This window comes from Wolbachia endosymbiont (group A) of Sphaerophoria taeniata (assembly GCF_947250735.1).
Taxonomy (GTDB): domain Bacteria; phylum Pseudomonadota; class Alphaproteobacteria; order Rickettsiales; family Anaplasmataceae; genus Wolbachia.
In genome coordinates, this window is the sequence record NZ_OX366344.1 from 426,915 (window position 1) to 449,574 (window position 22,660).

Here is a 22,660-nt window from a genome sequence, read left to right on the forward strand (position 1 = left end):
GGATTTAATATGAAAAAGACCCAATACAATAATTTAGTTTCATCTTACGCTAGAGTGCTGTTTCATGTCTCAGGAAGCAGGTTAGGTATTATAAGGAAAGAAGTAGAATTTTTATTGGCTTTTTTTAAGGATCAACGTGATGTTTTTGTGTACCTATCTCATCCTATGATTTCTTTTGCACACAAAAAAGAAGTGATGCTTTCTATAAATGAGCACTTGAGTGAAAATTTAGTAAAATTTATTATGGTTATATTTGCAAACAAACGCTCTAGTTTATTGATCCTTATATTAGAAAAATTCTTAAGTCTTGCAAAAGAAAATGAAAATGAATTCGAAATTACTATAAAGTCAGCAGAAGCTTTAAAGGAATCTGATATAAAAATAATTACTGAATCTTTGAGCTTTCTTGGTAAAATAATAAAAGTAAGCAATGTGGTTGACCCTTCTATACTAGGTGGCTTCGTAGTTAGGTATGGTTTTAATTTGATCGATGCTTCGCTAAAAAGTTACTTAGATAGGTTAGTTGACTTAAGTAAAATGGAAATATTAAAAGTAAGGAATTTTGTATGAAGAACAGTATGAATGTTTCTGAGATAGCAAGTGTAATAAGGGAAAAAGTTGAGACGTTTGATAATCCTATAAAGCGGGAAAATATAGGTGAAGTAATTTCAGTAACAGATGGTATCGCATTGGTTTATGGGCTGGAAAAAGCAAAATTCGGTGAAAAGGTATTTTTTGCAAGCGGTGTAGAAGGAATAGTTCTTGATTTAGATCATGATACGGCTGGAATAGTTGTGCTTGGTAATGACCGTGATGTGAAAGAAGGGGACGTTGTAAAATGTAGTGGTGATGTTGTGCAGGTGCCTATAGGGCATGAATTGTTAGGGAGAGTTGTAAATGCGTTGGGCCATCCTATAGACGACGGTGGGGAAATTAGAGCCAAAAACAGAATGGATATAGAATCTAAAGCGCCAGGCATTATTGATCGTAAGTCTGTGCATGAGCCACTGCAAACAGGAATTAAAATTATAGATTTGCTAATTCCAATAGGTAGAGGGCAGCGTGAATTAATTATTGGCGATAGACAAATTGGTAAAACTACTATTGCGCTTGATACTATTATCAATCAGAAGAAGATTAACGATGAGGTAAACGAAAATCAAAAAATTTACTGTGTTTATGTTGCTATTGGACAAAAAATTTCAACAGTAGCAAAAGTGGTAAATAAGCTGAAAGAAAGCGGAGCATTAGATTATACAACTGTAGTTGTGGCTAGTGCATCTGACTGCGCGCCTATGCAATTTTTAGCACCTTATGCTGGTTGCACTATTGGGGAATTTTTCCGTGACAATGGAATGCATTGTTTGATTATATATGATGATTTATCTAAGCATGCTGTGGCATATAGGCAGATGTCTTTATTGCTCAGACGTCCTCCTGGTCGTGAAGCTTACCCTGGAGATATATTCTATGTACATTCTCGCTTGCTTGAAAGAGCTGCTAAAATGTCTGATAAAAAAGGGCAGGGGTCTTTAACTGCTTTGCCGATTGTCGAAACTCAAGCTGGTGATGTATCTGCATATGTGCCAACAAATGTTATTTCAATTACCGATGGGCAGATCTTTCTTGAGTCTGAATTATTTTATAAAGGATTTCGACCTGCAGTAAATATAGGTTTGTCAGTTTCACGGGTTGGTTCTGCTGCACAACTAAAGTCTGTGAAGAAAGTTGCTAGTTCTATAAAGCTAAGCTTAGCTCAGTATAGAGAATTAGAAGATTTTGCAAAATTTGGTTCTGATCTTGATGCTAGTGTTCAATTATCCTTGAATAAGGGTAAATATCTTGTCGAGTTATTAAAGCAAAAACAACATTTACCTATGTCAATAGAAGAGCAAGTAGTGCTGATGTATATTTTTTCTAACCTATATAATCAGTTAAGTAAAATACAAATAAGTTACATTAATAAATTTGAACATGATCTTATTAATTATTTTCATACTGTACACCCTGGGGTTTTAAAAAAGTTGTCAAATGACATGAGTGATGATATAAAAGGTGATATTTTTAACATTGTGAGTAATTTCGTTACTCAATTTAATTGCGTTTAGGTGGTGATTATGGCTTCATCCATTATTAATAAATTTCCTATGACGAGGGAAGGTTTTGAGAATATGCAAGCCGAACTTGAAAAATTAAAGGAAGAAAAACCTTCTGTGATACAGGATATTTCTGATGCTCGTGATCAAGGTGATTTGTCTGAAAATGCAGAGTATCATGCAGCACGGGAAAGGTTAGGTTTTATTGAAGGCCGTATAATGGAGATAGAAAGTAAGCTCTCACATGCGGAAGTAATAGAAGTAAAAAATTTGTCTGGTGATTCAGTAATGTTTGGTGCAACTGTGACATTAAGCATGTTAAGTGATAATAACGGTGAAGTGGAATATGTTTATAAGGTTGTAGGCGAATATGAAGCTGATGTTTCAAAGCAGTTAATATCTACTAGTTCACCACTCGGGAGTGCCTTAATCGGCAAAAAAGTCGGTGAGTATGTGGAAGTGACAGTGCCAAATGGAGAGAAATTGTATAAAATAGTTAAGATTGAATTTAAGTAAATTATTATGGTACAGGCCACTTATGCTTCAATGAGTCTACCCGGTATTTCTTCTGTGGAAGATGTATTAGAGGATGCTCGTTCCGGTAAATTATTCATTTTAGTTGATGATGAAAGTAGAGAGAATGAAGGTGATTTGGTTGTCTTAGCTGAAAAAGTAAAACCAGAACATATGGCTTTTATGGTTAGGTACGGTACAGGGGTTGTGTGCTTAGCAATGACTAAATTTCACATGAAGAGGTTGGGCCTTAATTTCATGGAAAAGAAAAATATTGGTGAAAATCATACCGCATTTACTACATCAATTGATGCACGTTATGGCATTACAACCGGTGTTTCAGCAGAGGATAGAACGAAAACTATACATGCTGCTATCAACAAGGATGGCACTCAGGATGACATCATAACTCCAGGTCATGTTTTTCCTGTAATTGCACATAAAGGTGGGGTGGCACAACGTGCTGGTCATACTGAAGCGAGTGTTGAAATGGCGAAGTTAGTAGGGTTTGATCATTCAGCAGTTATTTGTGAATTAGTGAATGATGATGGCTCTATGATGCGCTTACCTCAGTTACTTAAATTTGCTGAACAACATAAAATTAAGTTAACTACCATCGACAAACTTATCAGTTACGTTAAAAAATTAAACTAGCGTTTATAAATTTGTATAATTTAAGTGTTAAAATATAGAATTCCTATAAATTATACAAGCACAGAATTTCCATGTTTAGAATTGCTAAGTTTTTGACCTTATTGTTCTTTTTTGCATATTATAATAATGCTTACTCTATTAACATTATTAGAGATAGTGAAGTGGAAGCAATAGTGAAAGAGCTAGCGCAACCTTTATTTTTCGCTGCAAACATTGATAGTGACCGAATGAAAGTTTTTATAATTAATGATAATTCGATTAATGCTTTTGTAATTAACAACAACAGTATCTTCATTCATTTAGGACTTTTACAATACTCGGCTAAACCTTATGTCCTGCTTGGTATATTAGCACATGAGATTGCTCACATATCTGCTGGTCATATATTGCAAATGAGTAGTGCTATGGGTTATTTTCAATCGATAGCAATGATTAGTTATATGGTAGGATTAGTTTCTAGTATTATCATTAACCCTCAGGTTGCTGGTGCAATTTTGCTTAGTGGTGTAGCACTCAGTTCAGGGCTATTTTTTAACTATTCTCAAGAGCAAGAAAGTATAGCAGATAGCTATGCTTTAAGGTACCTTGATGAATCTGGCTATGATAATTCAGGTATGAAAGAGATTTTTGATTATTTTAAAAGTATTGAGCATGAGAACACCGAGGAATATTTCCGCACTCACCCACTTAGTGAGAAACGCATATTTGCTGTACAAAATTATAAGGTCAAAAACAACGTAAAACCAATTTTTGCGGATAAGTTACTAAAGTTTGAGCGTGTGGTTGCAAAGCTAGACTCTTTCTTTGCTCCTATTCATGTGTTATCTAATAAATATGAAAATAATTCTGAGTATGTAAATGCTATAGTTTGCTATAGGCAAGGAAAGATAGAAGAGGCTATTGCTAAAGTTAATTCATTGATTCAAGAGTCACGCAATGACCCATACCTATATGAATTAAAAGCAGAAATGCTATACAAGGCCGGAAATTTAAGTGAAGCAATAAAAATGTATGAGGAATCGCTTAGGTATTTATCTGAGAAAAACAGTTATTTAGTGAAACTTGCATTATCTCATACTTTATTATTACACGGTGATGCAAAAAAGGCGATTTTTTACCTGGAGCAGATTTTGAATGTAGAACCAAATAACGCTTTTGTCTGGAAATATTTAAGCATTGCATATAAATGTGAAGCTGATACGGCAATGCATTATTTTGCCTTGACAAAAAAGGCTTGTATTGAAGGTGATTTAAAGCAATTTACAAAATATGCTGAGCTAGCTGTTAAAACTCTACCAAAAGATAGTCCTTATTTGTTGCAAGTTGAAGATATGAAGCAATTTAATGGATAACAAAAAAGCATTTCTGCACTTTTATGGGTTATTTTCCACACTTTTCCAACATAGCTTTTGCTTCATTACTTACGTTGGGCATAATTTTCGTTATGATAGTTTTAGCGCCAAAAAATACACCACAGAACATGCCTAGAGCGAAGAGGGCTGGCCACGGCATCCTGCCAAATATTGCAAGCAAAGCTGCACCAATTATTACTACCGTCATAAGTGGACCGCCTATTCCCCAAACGTAACCAATAATATTGCATATTACTTTAGTTGTGTCATCCATATCAGGATCAGTGGTAGCTGCATAACCTGAGAAAGAGAAAAGTAATACTACACAAAAAACACTAAAAAATCTTTTTATTATAGAGCTCATTTTCTTGCCTTTAAATAACAAATTAACGCAAACGCAAACCTACACATATTTTTATTTTAAAGTAAAAATTATAATTTGTCTATACATAAGTGTTGCTACATAAATAACCCACCATTAATGTTAAGCACATGCCCTGTTATATATTTTGCTTCATCACTTGCTAAAAATAATACCCCTGCTGCTATTTCTTCCCCTGTTCCCATTCTTTTCATTGGAATATTATCTAATATTTTTCCCTTTTGTCCTTCATTTAAAACTTCAGTCATTTTAGTATCTATAAACCCAGGAGCAATACAATTTACTGTTATATTACGACTTGCAACTTCTTTTGCTATAGATTTGCTCATAGCTATTATTCCAGCTTTAGACGCTGCATAATTTGCTTGCCCGGCGTTTCCTGTCAGCCCTATTATTGAGGAAATATTTATAATTCTTCCCCAATTATTCTTAATTAGTCTCTTACATGCTTCTCTACTCAGCTTAAATGTAGAGCTCAAGTTAATATCAATTACTTTTTGCCATGCTTCATCTGTCATTCTCAATAATAAACTGTCTCGCGTAATGCCCGCATTGCATATAAGCCCGTCAAAGCCTTCCATCAACTCACTTGCTCTATTTACTAGTTGATTTACTTCCTCAGCATTTGATAAGTCACAAGGGAGTATGTGCATATTTTTTTCATATTGTTTAGCAACTTCTTCGAGCACTTCTTTTTTTGTGCCAGAAATACATAAAGTTGCTCCGGCTTTGTGCATAATTTTTACAATTGCTTGCCCTATTCCGCCTGATGCGCCAGTGATCAGGAACTTTCTACTTTCCAATCTAAACATAATAACTTTATATTATCTTAATTCCTAACAGAATATCGACTGGTTGGCAATAGATTTCTTACATAATATAAGTAACTCAGATATTCACAAAATAAAGGAAAAGTTATAATAAAGTTAAACGTCAAAAAATTTTAAAAACATAGTTGATGCAGGAATTGTTACTAAATAGTTTATTCTGGTGCTCTGCAGTCTAAATGGAATGCCTAAATTATAGATTCTTTGTTTTTGTGTGTTATCTTGAGTTAACACAAATTCACAGTAGTATTATGATAAGTAAGTTAAAAAAGCTTAGCGCTGGATTTTCTTTGACAGGCCTGATTGGCCATAGTGATAATATAAATATGCAAGGAGCAAAAAATAAAAAGAAGAAGTACCCAAAATTTTTGGATAAGACGTTTGCATTGATTGATGCAGTGATAAATTTTATTTTAAAACGCGAAAGTAATAACGTAAATGAAGTTCTGAGAGTAACATGGGGACCACTATTTTTTGGTCTGGTAGTAATACTCATCTTTTTTGGGATAGGTGGTATTTGGTCGGCTATAGCTCCAATTGACGGTGCGGTGCATGCAAGTGGAGAAGTTATTGTATCTTCAAATAGGAAAATAGTTCAATACTTGGGCGGAGGAATAATAAGCAAAATTTTAGTCAAAGAGAGCCAAGCAGTTAAAAAAGATGAGCCTCTAGTTTTGTTGAGTGATGTTAACGAGAAGGCGAATTTAAGTATTATCAAAGAGAAGCTCTTATCATTTTTAGCAACAGAAGCAAGGCTTATTGCAATCAGAGGAGATTTAGACACGCTCGAGTTTCCTGATGAGGTTAAAAAATTATCTCACGATGAACTTGTAAATAAAGCGATAAAGAATCAAGTAAAGTTGTTCAACTCTCAGAGAAAGAGCATATTGGGAAAAACAGACATACTGCAACAACGTATAAAGCAGTTAAATGATGTATTAGCTGGGCTAAACTTTCAACTAAATGCAGCTCATAAGCAATATGACTTGATAACTGAGGAGTTGGAAACAAAAAGACAATTACTTGATAGTGGCCATATAAGCAAACCACACATTTTAGCTTTAGAAAAACAGTTTGCTGAAATTGAAGGCAGAGTTGGACATTACCGTTCTGCAATATCTCAAGTGCAGCAAAAAATTGGAGAGAACGAATTAGAAATTATAAACGTGAGAAATGATTCTCAAGAAAGAGCAAACGCTGAACTTAAGGAAGTTAGTACGTCTATTGCAGACTTGAAAGAGAGGCTGATGGTTGCTGAAGATTCATTAGCACGTACAATAATTAAATCCCCTCAAGATGGGATAGTCACAGATATAAGATACCATACTGAAGGTGGTGTTATACAATCTGGAGTTCCAATCATGAGCGTAGTGCCATCGGATGATGACCTAATAATAGATGCTAAAATTCAGACCAGAAACATAGAAGAGGTACTGTCAGCACAAAAGAAAGATAGCAACATAGTCTCTATTGATGGGCTAGAAGGGCTAAAGGTTAAAGTCCGGCTGAGTGCTTACAGTGCACGTCGTTTAAGTTTAATTAGTGGTATAGTAAGCCATATTTCTCCTGATGCTCTTGATGATCCAAGACTAGGGCGTTATTATTCAGTGCGCGTGGTGATACCAAAGTCAGAGCTTGCTCAGTTTAAAAACGTATACCTATACCCTGGTATGCCAGCAGAAGTGTACATAGTTACTCAATCCCGTACTCTTTTATCATTCTTGTTTACACCTATAATTGCAACAGTCGATAGGTCTTTTATAGAAAGGTAGCTCTATTTGGCTTCTCTAAAGATTTCGTTTACAGAATCTAGTAACTCAGCTATGCAGAATGAAAAAAGTTTGTATGGTATACAAATATAGTGTGTTTTTTTATAATTATTTTCTATAATGCGTAAACCTTTGGTCCAAGCTGTAAATGCTACCATAGGCATTAAAAGTTAATTAACAAACTGCAATGTATAATAAAATAAAGGAACTTGTAAGATTTTGATCTTGCAAATTATAAACTTGTCATAAAGTTTAATAGTGTCTGTTACTGCTTTTAGGTGTGAGGCTAGAGGGTTATTAGCAGTAACAGACACTATAAACTTATTATAGAATTTACTTAAAGTAAATACTTAATTTAAAATATTATAATATTTTTCCTTACAATAGATTTATGTAAATGCTTTTTTCCTCAAATTAGTATTGTACTATTATACTTATTGAATGCTAAAAAATTATTAACCATCACTAATCTCTATTTGCATAGTAAGTTTATATATACTATTATACAGTATATCATTTAGTTTTATAGCAAACAAACAAAAGATATGGTGAAGTTATTTGCACTATTGATAATATTTTACTCAAATATATCTGTTGCCTCTGCTCCTACTTCCTGGCAATTTGGATTTCCTGCTCCTGCAACTGAAGTAATGGAGGCTGTAGTTAGGTCACATTCGTTTGTAATGGTTGTGATGGTTGCAATAATGCTTTTTGTGTGGGCGCTGCTTGCTTATGTAGTATTTCGCTTTCGTAAAAGCAAAGTGGCAAACGTAAGCCAAACTAACCACAATGTCCTTTTAGAAATTGTTTGGTTTGTTATACCAACGATTATTGCTGGTATATTAGCCTTTGAAAACGCTAAATTACTGAAGCTACAGGAAGAAATACCGAAAGCTGATATAACACTGAAAGTTATTGGCCATCAATGGTATTGGAGTTACCAATATCCAGAATATCAAGGTGTGTCATTTGATAGTTATATTAAGGGAAAAGAAGACTTTATCGAAGGAGATTTAAAGCTATTCTCTGTTGATAACAACATCGTTTTACCCATTAATACTAACGTTCGTTTACAAGTTACAGCAGGAGATGTGATACACAGCTGGGGAGTACCGGCTTTCGGTGTAAAAATTGATGCGATACCAGGTAGGCTGAATGAGGCGTGGTTTAATATCAAAAAGTCTGGTGTTTATTACGGGCAGTGCTATGAATTGTGTGGTCAAGGCCATGGATTTATGCCAATTGTTGTTGAAGCAGTAAGCAAAGAAGATTTTAATAAGTGGATTGAAAATAGAAAATTAGTGAGTTAAATTTGGAGTATAGATATGAGTGACGTACCAAAGGGCATAAAGCGTTGGTTGTTTTCCACTAATCATAAAGACATAGGGACACTATACATTATTTTTTCCATATTAGCTGGAATTATTGGTGGATTATTATCGGTGATTATTCGCACTCAGCTAATGCACATTAATATACTTAACAATAATTATCAATTATATAACGTAATGGTTACAGGGCATGCGTTGATAATGGTGTTTTTTATGATAATGCCAGCCCTCATGGGAGGATTTGGTAACTGGTTTGTACCTCTCATGATTGGCGCACCAGATATGGCATTTCCTCGTATGAATAATTTAAGTTTTTGGTTATTAGTGTCATCTTTTATTTTGCTCATTCTCTCAGTGTTTATTGGTGAAGGTCCAGGTACAGGTTGGACTTTATATCCACCTTTATCACAGGTAATGTCCCATCCAAGTGCAGGAGTTGACATTGCTATACTTGCACTTCATGTTGCTGGTATGTCGTCAATTGTTGGGGCGATCAACTTTATAGTTACTATATTTAACATGCGCACAAAAGGAATGTCATTAACTAAGATGCCACTGTTTGTTTGGTCTGTCTTGCTAACAGCATTTATGTTGATTGTTGCCTTACCAGTGCTTGCCGGTGCTATAACTATGCTTCTTACTGATCGCAATGTTGGTACTTCCTTTTTTGATCCTGCCGGTGGCGGAGATCCTGTGTTATTTCAACATCTATTTTGGTTTTTTGGTCATCCAGAAGTTTACGTAATTATTTTTCCTGCATTTGGCATCATAAGTCAGGTTGTATCAACTTTTTCTCACAGACCTGTATTTGGTTACATAGGGATGGTTTATGCTATGATAGGTATAGCAGTATTTGGCTTTATGGTGTGGGCTCATCATATGTTCACTGTTGGGCTTAGTGCTGACGCTGCTGCATTTTTTAGCACTACCACAATTTTTATCGGTGTTATAACTGGTGTAAAAGTCTTTAGCTGGATTGCAACTATGTGGGGTGGAGCAATTGAGTTTAAGACCCCTATGCTATTTGCACTAGGTTTTATTTTTATGTTTGTTGGCGGTGGCATAACGGGAATAATTCTTTCTCATGGTGGAATAGATAAGCTTCTGCATGATACCTACTATGTTGTTGCTCACTTCCATTATGTCATGTCACTTGCTGCATTATTTGGAGCTTTTGCTGGCTTTTATTATTGGATTGGTAAAATGTCGGGTAAACAATATAATGAGCGCTTAGGTCAAATCCACTTTTGGCTTACTTTTATTAGTACCAATATCACTTTTTTACCTCAACATTTCTTAGGATTAGCTGGCATGCCGAGGCGTATACCTGATTATCCTGATGCGTTTATCCCTTGGAATTATATATCCTCAATTGGCTCATATATGTCCTTTGTTTCAGTTATGTTTTTTGTGTTTATAGTTATACATCTCTTTAAATGGGGCAAAAAAGCTGGAGATAATCCTTGGGAAGGTGACACCTTGGAATGGACAGTATCTTCACCACCGCCTTTTCATACTTTCGAAAAGCCACCAGTGGTAAAATAGAATGTACACAAGTGTTTTGCTAAATGTTGAATCAACAATACTGGATTTTTGGCGTTTGCTGAAGCCAAGGATAATGTATCTTGTGGTATTTACTGCAGTTGCTGGTATGGTTACTGCACCAGGTAGTATGCACCCTTTTCTAGCACTAATATCTCTTATATGTGTTGCTCTTGGCTCAGGATCTGCAGGTGCTATAAATATGTGGTATGACAGAGACATAGATCTGCTCATGGAAAGGACAAAAAACCGCCCTATACCCTCAGAAAGAATTCTTGCAGAAAGTGCGCTTGAATTTGGTATAACTCTTGGAATATTGTCAGTATTTATCATGGCAATAGCAGTAAACTATATTTCTGCTGCTTTGCTTGCAGTTAGCATATTATTTTACGTTTTCGTATATACAATTTGGCTAAAAAGGCGTACTCCACAGAATATCGTTATCGGTGGTGCAGCAGGTGCTTTTCCTCCAATGATTGGCTGGGCAGCTGTGACTAATTCTGTCAGTTGGGAAAGTTTCATTTTATTTTTAGTAATTTTTATGTGGACTCCACCACACTTTTGGGCCCTATCTTTAAATAAGTCTGAAGACTATGCAAGAGCATCGATTCCTATGTTCAATATTGTTTATGGTCCGGAAAAAACAAGAAAATATATATTAATTTATAGTGTGTTGCTGGTATTAACCAGCTTGCTTCCAGCTCTATTTTTGAAAAAGGCTTTACTTTATCTAAGCATGGCAATTTTTGCAGGTTGCATCTTTATTTGGTACGCTATATCAATTCTCAGATTCAAGAACCACAACTCACAGAAACAAATGTTTTCTTATTCAATTTCTTATCTATTTTCCCTATTCGCCAGTATTATTTTTTGTTCTATTGATTTATTTTAGTTATGAAAGAACGGCAGAAGCATAAAAACTATTTTTTACTTTTCCTTTTGGTAATGCTCGTTGTCACACTTTTTTTTGTTTCTATAATAAAATTTAAAGGTGCAGCTTAAACTACCTTTAGAAATTGTGCTTTCATAAAAGCAACTATATACTTTGTTAACCGATATAAACAAAGATGAGTAAGAAAGAAGTGACAATATACACGGATGGGGCGTGTTCTGGTAATCCTGGAGCGGGAGGATGGGCAGCTATCATATTATTTCAAGATTATAGAAAAGACATTTATGGTAGAGAAGAAAATACCACAAACAATAAAATGGAGTTAACAGCGGTGATCAATGGGCTAAAAGTATTGAAATTTTCTTGTAATATTAATTTATATACGGATAGTCTTTATATTAAGCATGGCATAACAGAGTGGATAAATAAGTGGAAAATGAATGGCTGGAAAACAAGTAATAAAAAATCAGTAAAAAATATGGAATTGTGGAAAGAGCTAGACAACGTTGCTTCACAACACGAAATTGATTGGAAGTGGGTTAAAGCACACAGTGGCAATAAATATAATGAGGAGGCTGATATTTTAGCAAGAAAAGCAATAATCGATGCTTAAAAAAATTACTATATTATTTTCCGTAGCTTTATTGTTCATATTGTGCTTCTTTATTTTTTTAAAGCCTTTAGAAATCAATATTAATTATATTAATTTTTATGTTAAACATAAAATATCAAAAATATTTGTTGGCTCAAGCGTTAATATGGAGAATACCTCAGTTGTTTGGCAGAAAGATGGCAAAGATCCGTATTTAGTCATTACAGATTTGGCAATAGCAAACCCTAATTTTACTATAAAAGTTCCTGAGCTTTTTGTACATTTTAAGTTAAGTTCCTTATTTAAAGCTAGCACAAATCTCTCTCAGGTTTCAGCTGATAATGTGCATGTATGTATCAAGAGAGAAGAAACTAATGTTAATCCGCAAAACTCATTAGACCTTTTGGATAATCATTATTTAAATAGTAACCGCCTTCCTTCGGTGTCATTCCAGCGCGTGACGCTGGAATCTAGAAAAAAAGAAACAAGTAGTCAAGCTACTTGGATGACAAGGACGAGTGCTGGAATGACAGGGAAGAATTTTAAGATGACAGAAAGCAGTGCAAAAAATCTATTAAAAACAATAAGGGAATTTTTTTTTGACTTAAATGCGGATTCAAAAATTGAATTTACTAACATCGCTATTGATAAAAGCACAGAAGATGAATTTTTTATTGATAAATTATATATAGGGAAGGGGGAAGATTTTAATGTTTTAGATATTCATGTGAATACAAAAGATGGAAAGGGATTTTTGGATGATTTATCAATTACAATAAAAAATCGCAACAATTTGCTAAATGTATACGGGACATTTTATAATCTAAAATTGGGACTATTGAGCGAGTTTTCTACATTAGTTAAAAGCTACAATTTGGACAAAAATATAGGATTCAAAGGAAGCTTCTCCGTGAAAATTGATAAAAAGGATGAAATTGTAGATGGAAATATATACGTATTGAATACAGAAAATTATTTGAACAAAAATTTGGCCTTAACTAATGTAAATATAAATTTAACATATAGTGACGGAATTATTAGTGTAAGAAACTTCCATTTTAAGTTAAATGACACGTATCTCTCTTTAATAGGCAAGATGAACTTTAGTACAAGTCATGCTTTGCTTAGAATTAATATTAGCAAGTTTGCTGCAAAGGATTTATGTACTTATGTACCAGATGGTGTAGTGAATAGTAAATTTAGAAGCTGGTATTGTGATAATATTAATGGGGATGTTTTAAATACCATTGTAAGTTTCAATGGCAAAATTAACAATTTGGTTGATGACGATCTGTCAGACATTGTAATTGTTGCTGATATAGAAAATGGTAGCGTAAAATTTGATGAAGATTTTGAGCAAGTAAAGGAATTAAAGGGTGATTTGATCATCAAGAATAACGATCTCAAAATTACTGCAAATAGCGCTAAGTTTCAGAATTTCACTATTAATGGTGGTGATATTGAAATGAAATCTCTCAATAAGGAAAATTCAGTTCTAACCATTAATGGCCAAGCTGTAAGTGATGCGTATGGTTTATATGAGCCTATAAGATTTAAGCTGGATGATGTGGTGAAGGTTGAAAGGGATAAAGTAAGTGGAATGGCAAAATCTGTATTTAATTTTCGCATTTTTAATCTAAATGCTGATGACAAAAAAGTAGACTTCTCAGCAAATTTTCATTCTGAAATTGACAATTTGGCCGTCTATAATGCAAGTCTTGGTAAATATGACATTAAGCTTAGTTTTGGCAGTGACTTTATAGATTTAAATGGTAGTGGTATGGTGAATAACACACAGCTATTATTTGACCTGAAAAGTAGCAATAGGAATGAAAGTTTTGCCTGGAATTTGACCGGAGATTTACCCGCTCAAATACTTGATTTTGATGAAAATATAGGTGGCTATGTCAATACAAATATAGAATTGGTAATAAATCAAGATAAGACGGGACATGTTAATGGTAATATGGATTTATCAGAGCTTGAATCACGTTCAAGTTATTTTGGGTGGAAAAATCGTTTTGAAGATCACAATAAAGTTTTGTTCTCTGTAAAATTAAAAGGTGCCGATGAATTGTTAATAGACAAATTAGATGTTATAGGAAATGACCTAGATATAAAATTCAGCGGAAGAGTAGGAAATGGAAATTTATATTTAAATTCTAGTAGTTTTAAATTGCCTGATAATGATTTTAGTATAGAAATTGAATCAGATAAGGAAAAAAATGCCATAACTATTTATGGTGAGAAAATTAATTTGAGTGATATTTTAGGCTTGCTTGGCAAAAACAATAATGGATTAAACAAAGATATGGAAATTAGTATGAATGTTGACAATGTAATTATGAAAGAAGGCGTCGTTATCAAAAATGCTAAGCTGAATGTAACCTGTACTAAAGGTAATTGCAATGGAAGTCAATTTACAGGACAGTTTCTAGATGATAGCAGCAACATACTAGCGGAATACAGTGGAATAGGGCTCGAAATATATGCGGATAATGCAGGTATACTTTCGCGTTCCTTAGGCATTAGTAAATCAGTCAAAAATGGTAAACTTTCTCTTTATCTATCTCCTCAAAGAGAAAATGAAGAACATTATGGCATGTTATCTATTAGTAATTTTTATATCAAAGATGCTCCACTACTCACTACTTTATTATCGATGTCTTCGCTTCCTGGTATTGTAAATGCTATAAAGGATGAAGGTGTATACTTTTATAAATGTAATGTACCTTTCTCATACAAAGATGGCTCTGTCGAAATTGAAGAATCTTGGCTTGAAGGGGCGGAATTAGGCATTAGCACTAGCGGTAAGCTCGACATTAGAAATTATAAATTCCAAGTTGAAGGACAGGTAATACCAGCATATTCAATTAATAAATCTTTGTTAAAAATTCCTATAATTGGGAAACTTCTTACTGGCGGGAAAAGTAGGGGAATCGTTTCAACAGACTATAAAGCAAGTGGTGATGACAAAAACAATAACGTATCTGTTGATCTTATCTCTTCGCTAACTCCAAACCTATTAAAGAGGTTATTGGGAGTGTTTGATCGCATTATGACAAAAACTAACGAAGCTGTCATCGGTGGCTTAAAAGGTGGTGTGAAAAAGAAATTTGGTTCGACATGACCAAAAGGGAAGTTGTTTAACAAAATTATGGACAAAAATGCAAGAATTTCAGAATGATCCACCTGGTCTTTTATCCAGTTATTTAAGTACCCTTTATCGCCTCCCATATCTGCAAAGTTATAAATACAACTAGAAGGGTAGGGGATAAAAGTTCGTTATTTCACTATATTAGGTCATCATGTTGGTGATAATCTGAGTAATTGCCTACGTAATTTTCGTCAGCATCGTGATTAACATCAGGTTTAAGCAAAGAAAGATTATCATCGGATTGTTCTTCTGATAAGTTAAGCAAAGAAAGGTTGTTATCAGATTGTTCTTCCTCTTTAGACTCAAATAACCATGAAAAGAATGATGAGATAGAATCAATAACGGATTTAATTGCTGGAAAAATAATACTGGATAAGAAGTTACTGGGTTGCTGAGTGTCTTGCTGGTTACTTTTTTCCTCTTCTACATCTACATTACTTTGCTCTACTTCATTTGATTTTTCCACCTCTTGTTCAGGTTTACTTCTGCTTATATCCTCTTTGGGTTCTTTTCCTGATTCTGGTTCAGGCTCTTTTCCTGGTTTTGGATCTGTGTCATCCACATCTTCTTCAGACTTACTTCTGCTTATAAGTGTCTTATCTAACCATTCGGACATATTCTTGTCTGGATTATGAAAATACATTCGACTTATCTCCTTATTTTCATCAACGTAAATCGATAAAGCTGTATTCTCATTCCCCAATCCATCACATTCACTAACGAGCGATTCATGAGAGTTCTTTATATCTTGAATAAATTGAAATTTCTCTTCTTCTGAAAGGTCCTTGCGGTATATACTATAAGTTGTATCTTTATATTTAAATTTAAACATCGATCCACGATCTTCATATTCATCTAGTCCAGAATTCTTGACACGTTGTATAATTTGAAATTTCTCTTCTTCTGAAAGATCCTTGCGGTATATACTACCAGTTGTATCTTTATATTTAAATTTAAACATCGATCCACGATCTTCATATTCATCTAGTCCAGAATTCTTGACACGTTGTATAATTTGAAATTTCTCTTCTTCTGAAAGATCCTTGCGGTATATACTACCAGTTGTATCTTTATATTTAAATTGAAACATCGATCCATGGTCTTTATATTCATCTACACCCATCTGCTTGCAAATAGCTTTATAATTTTTTTCTTCTACTTCAAGTCCAATTGCATTTGCCATCAGCTGATTATTTATACGGTCTAACTCCTCTACTTTTGCTTCGGAAAGCTTAAATTGAAACACATGACCGAATTCATGAGCTAAAACGTTGTCCGTATAAACATCTTTATAGAGTAATACGCTTTCTCCATTTGTCATCCCACCAGAAGTATTGAGCGAAGATTGACTCCGTGAAAACCCAGGAACCAAAGTGCCATATCCCCTATAATCATCTCTATTATTAAAAACATAGGTATGCACAGTCACTTGAGTATCACTATCCATACAAAACTTTGCTTTATATGCCTCATAGGCATTTTGAATATCAAGCTTCATTTGCTCCTGCTCTTGTTGCGATACATTGTCATAATGTATTACGCAATTCAACTTTCCGTATTCAAAATTAAATTGATTAGGCAGCACATCTTGTACTCCTACGTATTTTGTATTCTCACTAAAGTTTTTTGATTGTGCAGTTTTATATAAATTATTACGGTATGTAATAGAGTTTCCATTAGGCAGCTTAGGTATCTGCGCAATCACTGTTCCATTACTATCATAGAAGAAAATATCAGAATCACCAATCCTAAAATCCGTTATAGCTTGCCCACAAGTGCCATCGTTTGCACAATCGTGATTATCTTTCTTATAAAACCATGCGTTAGTGTATTTTCCCATTTTGATACCTCACTACCAAACCTTACTATATTATTATCTTGGTAAAAATCATAATAATTCGTTAACTTGTATTTTAAATCTGTATATCAAATGTACTTTTCTCGTAAGGTGCCAATTGTGAAGCTAATGAACTTTATTTGTTTAAAATTTTGCTGAAATAGCTCTTTTTATACTATGTTTTATATAGCTAAACTGACTTAGATTTACCGACAATTTGAAAAACGACAAATTCGTCATCCCGCTACTAGTTAGCGGAATCTATGCCGAGATACCGCGAATGAATCGCGGTATGACGGTTCGCGGCGGGATGACGATAAGCTCGTCATCCCGCTACTTGTTAGCGGCTGAGAGATACCGCGGCGGTATGAAGTAGGAAAACCTTTCTTAGGTTAGCTATAGTTCGCTATATTATGTGATTTTATTTTTAGCATTGCTTTTTATATTATGTGATTTTATTTTCCATAATTTATATTATGTAATTTTCAATGCTAATAAAACTACTTCCTAACCTTTTAAACAGCAACTTGTCGAACCTCCAGATTAGTACTTAAGAGAAAGTGTTAAAGTATCTCTTTAAGTATTATATATTAGTATTTGGAGATCATACTTATTATAGATCTCCAAAGTACTCATAACGCGTAAACTATGTATTCCACTGGGTTATCAACCAAGTTATTCACAATGCCGTGAATAACCTCAATATATGCTTAAATAAGAAAATTGGTATTTCGGTAAAAGACAAGGAAGAAGGCTTCTTCCTTCTACTGTTTTTAACTTAACTATATGGCGAATTTCTAAGCAGGTACCTTTTCTTTTTCTTCTTGTTCTTGTGCGTGAGCTTCTTCTAGTCTACCACTAGGTTTTAATACTGCATACGTAATACCACCAGCAACAATTCCAACTGCCAGCGCAGCAGCTACAGCTATACCAGCTATAGCCAATATTGATAATTGAGCACCGGCAACACCACATCCACCACCGACTACCAATGCAGCTATAACACCACAAATGATACCAATTCCTATTGCTTTATTAGTTACTTGTTTAGTTTCTATCTCATGTTTCTCTTTCATTTTATCATTAAAACCTTTGGCAAAACCCTTGGCAAAACCCTTGGCAAAACCCTCGAAAAAATCCCAAAGTTCATCAAAAAGCATTTGCTCTTCTTCAGGCGGCGTCCCATCAAATTTTACAACGTTGGGGAATTCAATATTTATAATCTCAACATTTAATAGGTTTTTAGTATATCTTTCACCATTTTTGAACTCTATGGTTGTACCACGAGCACTAAGAACTGCTAGTAAATCATCTTTTGAAACTCCTTGTAGAATTTCAGCAACGTTACCATGATCTTTTATTGCGTTCTGTAACCGATCATATAATTTCCTTTGTTCTTCTGTTAAACCAAACATACAATTACTCCCATAAGTCTACTAAGTTTAATTATTGCATATTTTATGTAAAAAATCAAATACACAAAGTCTTATTAGTAATGATCACACACGCTTAAGCAAGAAAAAGGTGCTCGTGCTCGAAAAAGAACGTTACAAATACATATTTATTCAATCCTTTGCCTTCTTCTCAATATACCTACATATCAAAATGGACAATTCATATAGAATCAGCATTGGTATTGCAAGCCCTACTTGGCTTAATACATCAGGTGGAGTTAAGATTGCAGCGATAATAAAAATTACCACTATCGCGATTCTGCGTTTATTTGACAAACTTTGTGTAGTGAGTAACCCTACTCTCACCATCAATGTGAGTATTACTGGAATTTGAAATGCAGTGCCAAATGCAAACATAAATTGGAGAACGAGTTCTAAATATTCGCTAACTGATGGCATAAACTCTATCGGTATATCGAAGGATTTACCACTGTGTTCGAAGTTGATAAAAAACTTCCAGGCTAAAGGAAATATATAGTAATAGACTACAGTAGCTCCCGTTACAAATAAAACCGGGGTTGCAATTAAGTATGGCAACAACACTGCCCTTTCACTTTTATATAACCCAGGTGCTAAGAACATATAGAATTGCCATGCAAACACAGGAAAAGAAAACAAAAGTGCGCTCATTATTGCGACTCTAAGATACACAAAAAATGCCTCTGTTAAGTCTGTGTAAATTAAAGAAAAACCTTCGCTATCTTTTGTTGCTTCTATTAAAGGTGCAAGTAAAAAACGGTATATATTTTCCTTAAAGTAGTAACAAAAACCAAAAGTAACGCAAAAAAATAGAAAGCAAAAGATAACTCTTTTTCTGAGTTCCGCAAAGTGCTCACAAAATGAAGCATATTTGTTTGGGTTTCCATTCATACTTTACTATGGCTCAATAATGCTATGTCTAACATTCTCAGCGAAAAAGCCCACTCATTGTCATACCACGCTGCAACTCTACAGATGTCGCCTGTAACATATGTACCAGTTGAATCCACAATTGCGCTATAAGGGTTATGCACAAAGTCTATTGAAACTAAAGGTTCCGTGCATATAGAAAGTATATTTGACATTGGAGAACCCTCTGTCATCCTAGTACCCTCTGATGTCATCCGAGTAGCTGACACTGGGATCCAGAAATTAGATTCCAGCGTCACGCGCTGGAATGACGTAGAGGAGAGAGCTGCATCCTTAAATATTTCATTGATTTCTTCAACGGTCGCTTTCTTATCAGTCGTAAATTTAAAATCAACCATAGAAACATTGCTAACTGGAACTCTGACGGCAGTGCCATCTAGCTTTCCCTTTAATTCAGGAATTACAGAACTGATTGTTTTTGCTGCCCCGGTTGTAGTTGGCACCATAGATAATCCGCAAGCCCTTGCTCTGCATAAGTCTCTATGATTGCCATCAAGAACATTTTGATCATTCGTATAGGCGTGTATAGTAGTCATAAAGCCACTTTTTATACCTAGATTAGAGTGTAGGACTTTCACAATCGGAGCAAGGCAATTTGTAGTGCAAGAACCTGCTGATATTACTTTATGCTCTTTTTTGAGCATATCATTATTCACACCATAAACTATAGTTACATCAGCATCTGTAACTGGAGCAGAGACAATCACTTTCTCTGCATTGTGCCTTATTGCTTCTTCACGCTTGTTAAATGCACCAGTACATTCAAGTATTACATCAACATTCCAAGGAATATTTTCAGGGCTCCGTTCTCTATATAAAGAAAATTTTCTGCCATTTATAGATAGCCAATTTTGAGACTCATTAAAGTCAATATCACCACTGAATTTGCCATGAACAGAATCATATTTAATCAAATGTGCATGCTGCTTTGCACTGAGCGATCCATTGACAGCTACAACTTCTATTTGTTTGCTATATTCTTCTATTTCGAAAATAGCACGCAATACGCCTCTGCCTATTCTACCCAGACCATTAATTCCTACACGAATCGTCATCTCTTCATTCAAAAAATTTAATTATAGAGGATATCACTTGATATTTCATTCTATTCTTTTGCTTTTCTATCGATATGAACATTATAGCAAGGAGACAGGGCTAAAAAATTGCTTTACAAACTCCGCCAGCCTCCTTATTGTAGTATTAGGGGTATTTCTGACTCAAAACTTGTTTTTGACCTGCAGGCTCAATGACAAAATTCAGTAAAAAACTTAGGGTATTTTTTGGCGGATTACATAAAATTATAGCGGCTGCATGTCTTTTTTATTTTTTCTACATTCAGCCAAATCGCGCTTATTTTAAGCGTTAGCACATTATTACAGCGCCACTTACAGTAATATAGAGTCAAAACTCGCACCACGGGGCTTCTTTTGCCTTTTTTTCGTTTGGTAAATTTCTTAATGTTTGTAGCTAAAAGAGCCCAAGAGAGGTGTCATCCCGCTGCTTGTTAGCGGGATCTATGTTAAGAGATACCGCGAATGAATCGCGGTATGACGTAGGACTGCTGTCATCCCAGTGCCCCTATGATGTCATTCCAGTCTGGAATCTAGCCTTTATTATTTGGTTAAAATTAAGTCTTCTGGATCCCAGTGTCAGCTACTTTCATAACATCATCATAAAGTAAAATGAGATCCCAGTGTTAGCTACTTGGATGACAGGGGAAGGTATTAGGATGACACCGTCATAAGGTGAACCAGTGCTCCTTTTTTTGTCATCCCAGTGCGTGACACTGGGATCTAGCGAACTTTGCTCGTAAACGAACTTAATGGATAAATACCAAACTTTACACTAAAACATAATACTATAGCGGAATTACATGCAAAATGGATCCCAGTGTCTGGGCACTGGGATGACAGGAGATACCGTCTTGTTAGTCAACAAAAAAATTATAAAAATTTCCCAAGTTGCATCATAAAATCAAAAAATACTTCCAATTGTGTAACAGTACACAGATTATAGTTAGTGGATATGTTGATAAGTAAATTAGTTTTATACGCACAAAACAGATGAAGTTTACTTATCAACATATCCACTAACCAACAACATTCAATAAATTTGTGTAAGATACCACTTTACATAAGATAGATAGGAAGCATTTTTGATTTTAAAGTACTAAACCTTCAGTCAACCTCCTAGCCCTGTAGTTTTTGATATGGTTAGGATCAAAAGCACTTTTGGATGTCAGAATACCGAAAATGATATGGAGTAGCTTACGCATTGCAGCACCAACGATGGCCATATTATGCTTACCCTTTTCCTTTAATCTTTGGCAAAAGCTCATAATGATAGGATTGTGATTCTTAGCTACTATGGCAGGAAAGAAAAGTGCCTTACGTAATGTTTGTGAACCGGATTTACTTAATCTGGGTTTGGCATATACAGAGGAACCTGACGTCATATTTCGTGGTATAACTCCTGTATATGCTGCCAATTGCCTGGCATCTCTAAAAACCTCTATATCAGAAACTTCAGCTAAAATAGCTATTGCTGATTCTTCTCCTATGCCTGGAATAGTCAATAGAAGTTGAAAATTTTCCAACAATTCTTTGTGTTGATTTAATAGTTCACGTACGGAGTTTTTTATTGTTTCTATTTTTTGAGCTATATTCATTGCAAGGTCTTCCCAAGCATTTGCAACTTCTTTAGGCAGTCTCTCTTTTTTTTCTAAGTGGTTATTTACTAATGTTAACTCATCTTTTAACGCAACTGAGCAACGATAAAGATGTTTTAATTTTTTCATTTCAGGAGAAGGTGGTGTCCAACTAGAAGGTTCCTGTCTTTGGCAATAATCAGCAATAACTTCTGCATCGGTCTGATCATTCTTTTGTCGTATCAGCTTACTCCTTGCATAAGATTTTATGCAATAAGGATTTACAACACTTACAAAATGTCCAGCATTGTGTAGAAATTCAGCCAGTGCTTCGCTATAACAACCAGTAGATTCCATGCAGGTTTTTACTTTTTCTACATTATGTTTGTGTAGAAAATTCAGTAGACTTTGAAACCCATGATCATCGTTCTTAAAGCTTCTTTTTCTAATTTCACGCTTTCCTTTTTTGCTTATAAATGAGAGAAAAACATCAAAGCGATCTTTTGATATATCTATGCCCAAAAAGTTGTTGATCATATATAACCCCATACGTTACCATTAAAAATGAAAAGTAAGGCTAGTCTTGTGAATACAGAATTAGAACCATTCAGGTCTTTCTACGATACCGTCCAGCCTATACTTTTGAGAAGGGAATTCTTATCTCCTCTACAGATTTTATATCTAAGAAGAAGCACAGAGTTCCTCC

19 protein-coding genes are annotated in these 22,660 nt (G+C 34.6%); 12 read left to right on the top strand and 7 right to left on the bottom strand.

Annotated elements, in window-relative coordinates; genetic code table 11:
- The first annotated feature begins 9 nt into the window (after positions 1-9).
- The 5 genes from atpH (at position 10) to OOK84_RS02165 (ending at position 4,615) form a co-directional block, all read left to right on the top strand.
- Complete coding sequence (atpH, locus tag OOK84_RS02145) at positions 10-570, top strand: ATP synthase F1 subunit delta (RefSeq protein ID WP_253309075.1); 561 nt, start codon at positions 10-12, stop codon at positions 568-570.
- Positions 567-2,108 carry a F0F1 ATP synthase subunit alpha gene (gene atpA, locus OOK84_RS02150; RefSeq protein WP_264732210.1) on the top strand — a complete coding sequence of 514 codons (1,542 nt, stop codon included), beginning with the start codon at positions 567-569 and terminating at the stop codon, positions 2,106-2,108. Before atpH ends, atpA begins: the two co-directional genes overlap by 4 nt.
- 9 nt (positions 2,109-2,117) lie before the next feature.
- Positions 2,118-2,612, top strand: a complete 495-nt coding sequence (greA, locus tag OOK84_RS02155) for a transcription elongation factor GreA (RefSeq protein WP_264732212.1) — start codon at positions 2,118-2,120, stop codon at positions 2,610-2,612.
- 6 nt (positions 2,613-2,618) lie between these two features.
- On the top strand, positions 2,619-3,263 hold the full coding sequence (gene ribB, locus OOK84_RS02160) for a 3,4-dihydroxy-2-butanone-4-phosphate synthase (protein ID WP_182182755.1): 645 nt from the start codon (positions 2,619-2,621) through the stop codon (positions 3,261-3,263).
- 71 nt (positions 3,264-3,334) lie between these two features.
- Positions 3,335-4,615 carry a M48 family metalloprotease gene (locus OOK84_RS02165; RefSeq protein WP_264732214.1) on the top strand — a complete coding sequence of 427 codons (1,281 nt, stop codon included), beginning with the start codon at positions 3,335-3,337 and terminating at the stop codon, positions 4,613-4,615.
- Between the two features lie 28 nt (positions 4,616-4,643).
- On the opposite strand, the gene OOK84_RS02170 is transcribed toward OOK84_RS02165, so the two are convergent.
- Both OOK84_RS02170 and fabG read right to left on the bottom strand, forming a co-directional pair.
- The gene (locus tag OOK84_RS02170; RefSeq protein WP_264732216.1) at positions 4,644-4,979 is read right to left on the bottom strand and encodes a TrbC/VirB2 family protein; all 336 of its coding nucleotides are present in this window, start codon (positions 4,977-4,979) and stop codon (positions 4,644-4,646) included.
- A gap of 95 nt (positions 4,980-5,074) precedes the next feature.
- Entirely contained in the window at positions 5,075-5,809 is a 735-nt protein-coding gene (gene fabG, locus OOK84_RS02175; protein WP_253309071.1) for a 3-oxoacyl-[acyl-carrier-protein] reductase, read from the bottom strand.
- 266 nt (positions 5,810-6,075) lie between these two features.
- Between fabG and OOK84_RS02180 the strand changes: the two genes are divergently transcribed.
- The 6 genes from OOK84_RS02180 (at position 6,076) to OOK84_RS02205 (ending at position 15,080) form a co-directional block, all read left to right on the top strand.
- Positions 6,076-7,596 carry an HlyD family type I secretion periplasmic adaptor subunit gene (locus tag OOK84_RS02180; RefSeq protein WP_264732218.1) on the top strand — a complete coding sequence of 507 codons (1,521 nt, stop codon included), beginning with the start codon at positions 6,076-6,078 and terminating at the stop codon, positions 7,594-7,596.
- Between the two features lie 542 nt (positions 7,597-8,138).
- Complete coding sequence (coxB, locus tag OOK84_RS02185) at positions 8,139-8,903, top strand: cytochrome c oxidase subunit II (protein WP_264732220.1); 765 nt, start codon at positions 8,139-8,141, stop codon at positions 8,901-8,903.
- 15 nt (positions 8,904-8,918) lie between these two features.
- Positions 8,919-10,469, top strand: coding sequence for a cytochrome c oxidase subunit I (gene ctaD, locus OOK84_RS02190; protein ID WP_253309068.1), 1,551 nt, complete (start codon positions 8,919-8,921; stop codon positions 10,467-10,469).
- Between the two features lies 1 nt (position 10,470).
- Entirely contained in the window at positions 10,471-11,358 is an 888-nt protein-coding gene (locus tag OOK84_RS02195; protein WP_264732222.1) for a heme o synthase, read from the top strand.
- Positions 11,359-11,533: 175 nt separating this feature from the next.
- Positions 11,534-11,971: a ribonuclease HI gene (gene rnhA / locus OOK84_RS02200; protein WP_253309066.1), complete on the top strand. Its 438-nt coding sequence runs from the start codon at positions 11,534-11,536 to the stop codon at positions 11,969-11,971.
- Positions 11,964-15,080, top strand: coding sequence for a YhdP family protein (locus OOK84_RS02205; protein ID WP_264732225.1), 3,117 nt, complete (start codon positions 11,964-11,966; stop codon positions 15,078-15,080). Before rnhA ends, OOK84_RS02205 begins: the two co-directional genes overlap by 8 nt.
- Before the next feature lie 163 nt (positions 15,081-15,243).
- On the opposite strand, the gene OOK84_RS02210 is transcribed toward OOK84_RS02205, so the two are convergent.
- From OOK84_RS02210 to OOK84_RS02225, 4 genes are all read right to left on the bottom strand, one after another.
- Complete coding sequence (locus OOK84_RS02210; RefSeq protein ID WP_264732227.1) at positions 15,244-16,947, bottom strand: hypothetical protein; 1,704 nt, start codon at positions 16,945-16,947, stop codon at positions 15,244-15,246.
- Positions 16,948-17,741: 794 nt separating this feature from the next.
- Positions 17,742-18,359 (bottom strand): hypothetical protein, encoded by a 618-nt coding sequence (locus OOK84_RS02215; protein ID WP_264732228.1) that lies wholly within the window; start codon positions 18,357-18,359, stop codon positions 17,742-17,744.
- A gap of 150 nt (positions 18,360-18,509) precedes the next feature.
- A complete protein-coding gene (gene tatC / locus OOK84_RS02220; protein WP_264732230.1) occupies positions 18,510-19,268 on the bottom strand; it encodes a twin-arginine translocase subunit TatC in 759 nt (252 codons plus the stop codon).
- Positions 19,265-20,362, bottom strand: a complete 1,098-nt coding sequence (locus OOK84_RS02225; protein WP_264732543.1) for a type I glyceraldehyde-3-phosphate dehydrogenase — start codon at positions 20,360-20,362, stop codon at positions 19,265-19,267. The genes tatC and OOK84_RS02225 overlap by 4 nt, the downstream gene beginning before the upstream one ends.
- Before the next feature lie 446 nt (positions 20,363-20,808).
- On the opposite strand from OOK84_RS02225, the gene OOK84_RS02230 reads away from it, so the two are divergent.
- The gene (locus OOK84_RS02230) at positions 20,809-20,988 is read left to right on the top strand and encodes a hypothetical protein (protein ID WP_264732231.1); all 180 of its coding nucleotides are present in this window, start codon (positions 20,809-20,811) and stop codon (positions 20,986-20,988) included.
- A 480-nt stretch (positions 20,989-21,468) separates the two neighbouring features.
- On the opposite strand, the gene OOK84_RS02235 is transcribed toward OOK84_RS02230, so the two are convergent.
- On the bottom strand, positions 21,469-22,491 hold the full coding sequence (locus OOK84_RS02235; protein ID WP_264731025.1) for an IS110 family RNA-guided transposase: 1,023 nt from the start codon (positions 22,489-22,491) through the stop codon (positions 21,469-21,471).
- Positions 22,492-22,660 lie beyond the last annotated feature (169 nt).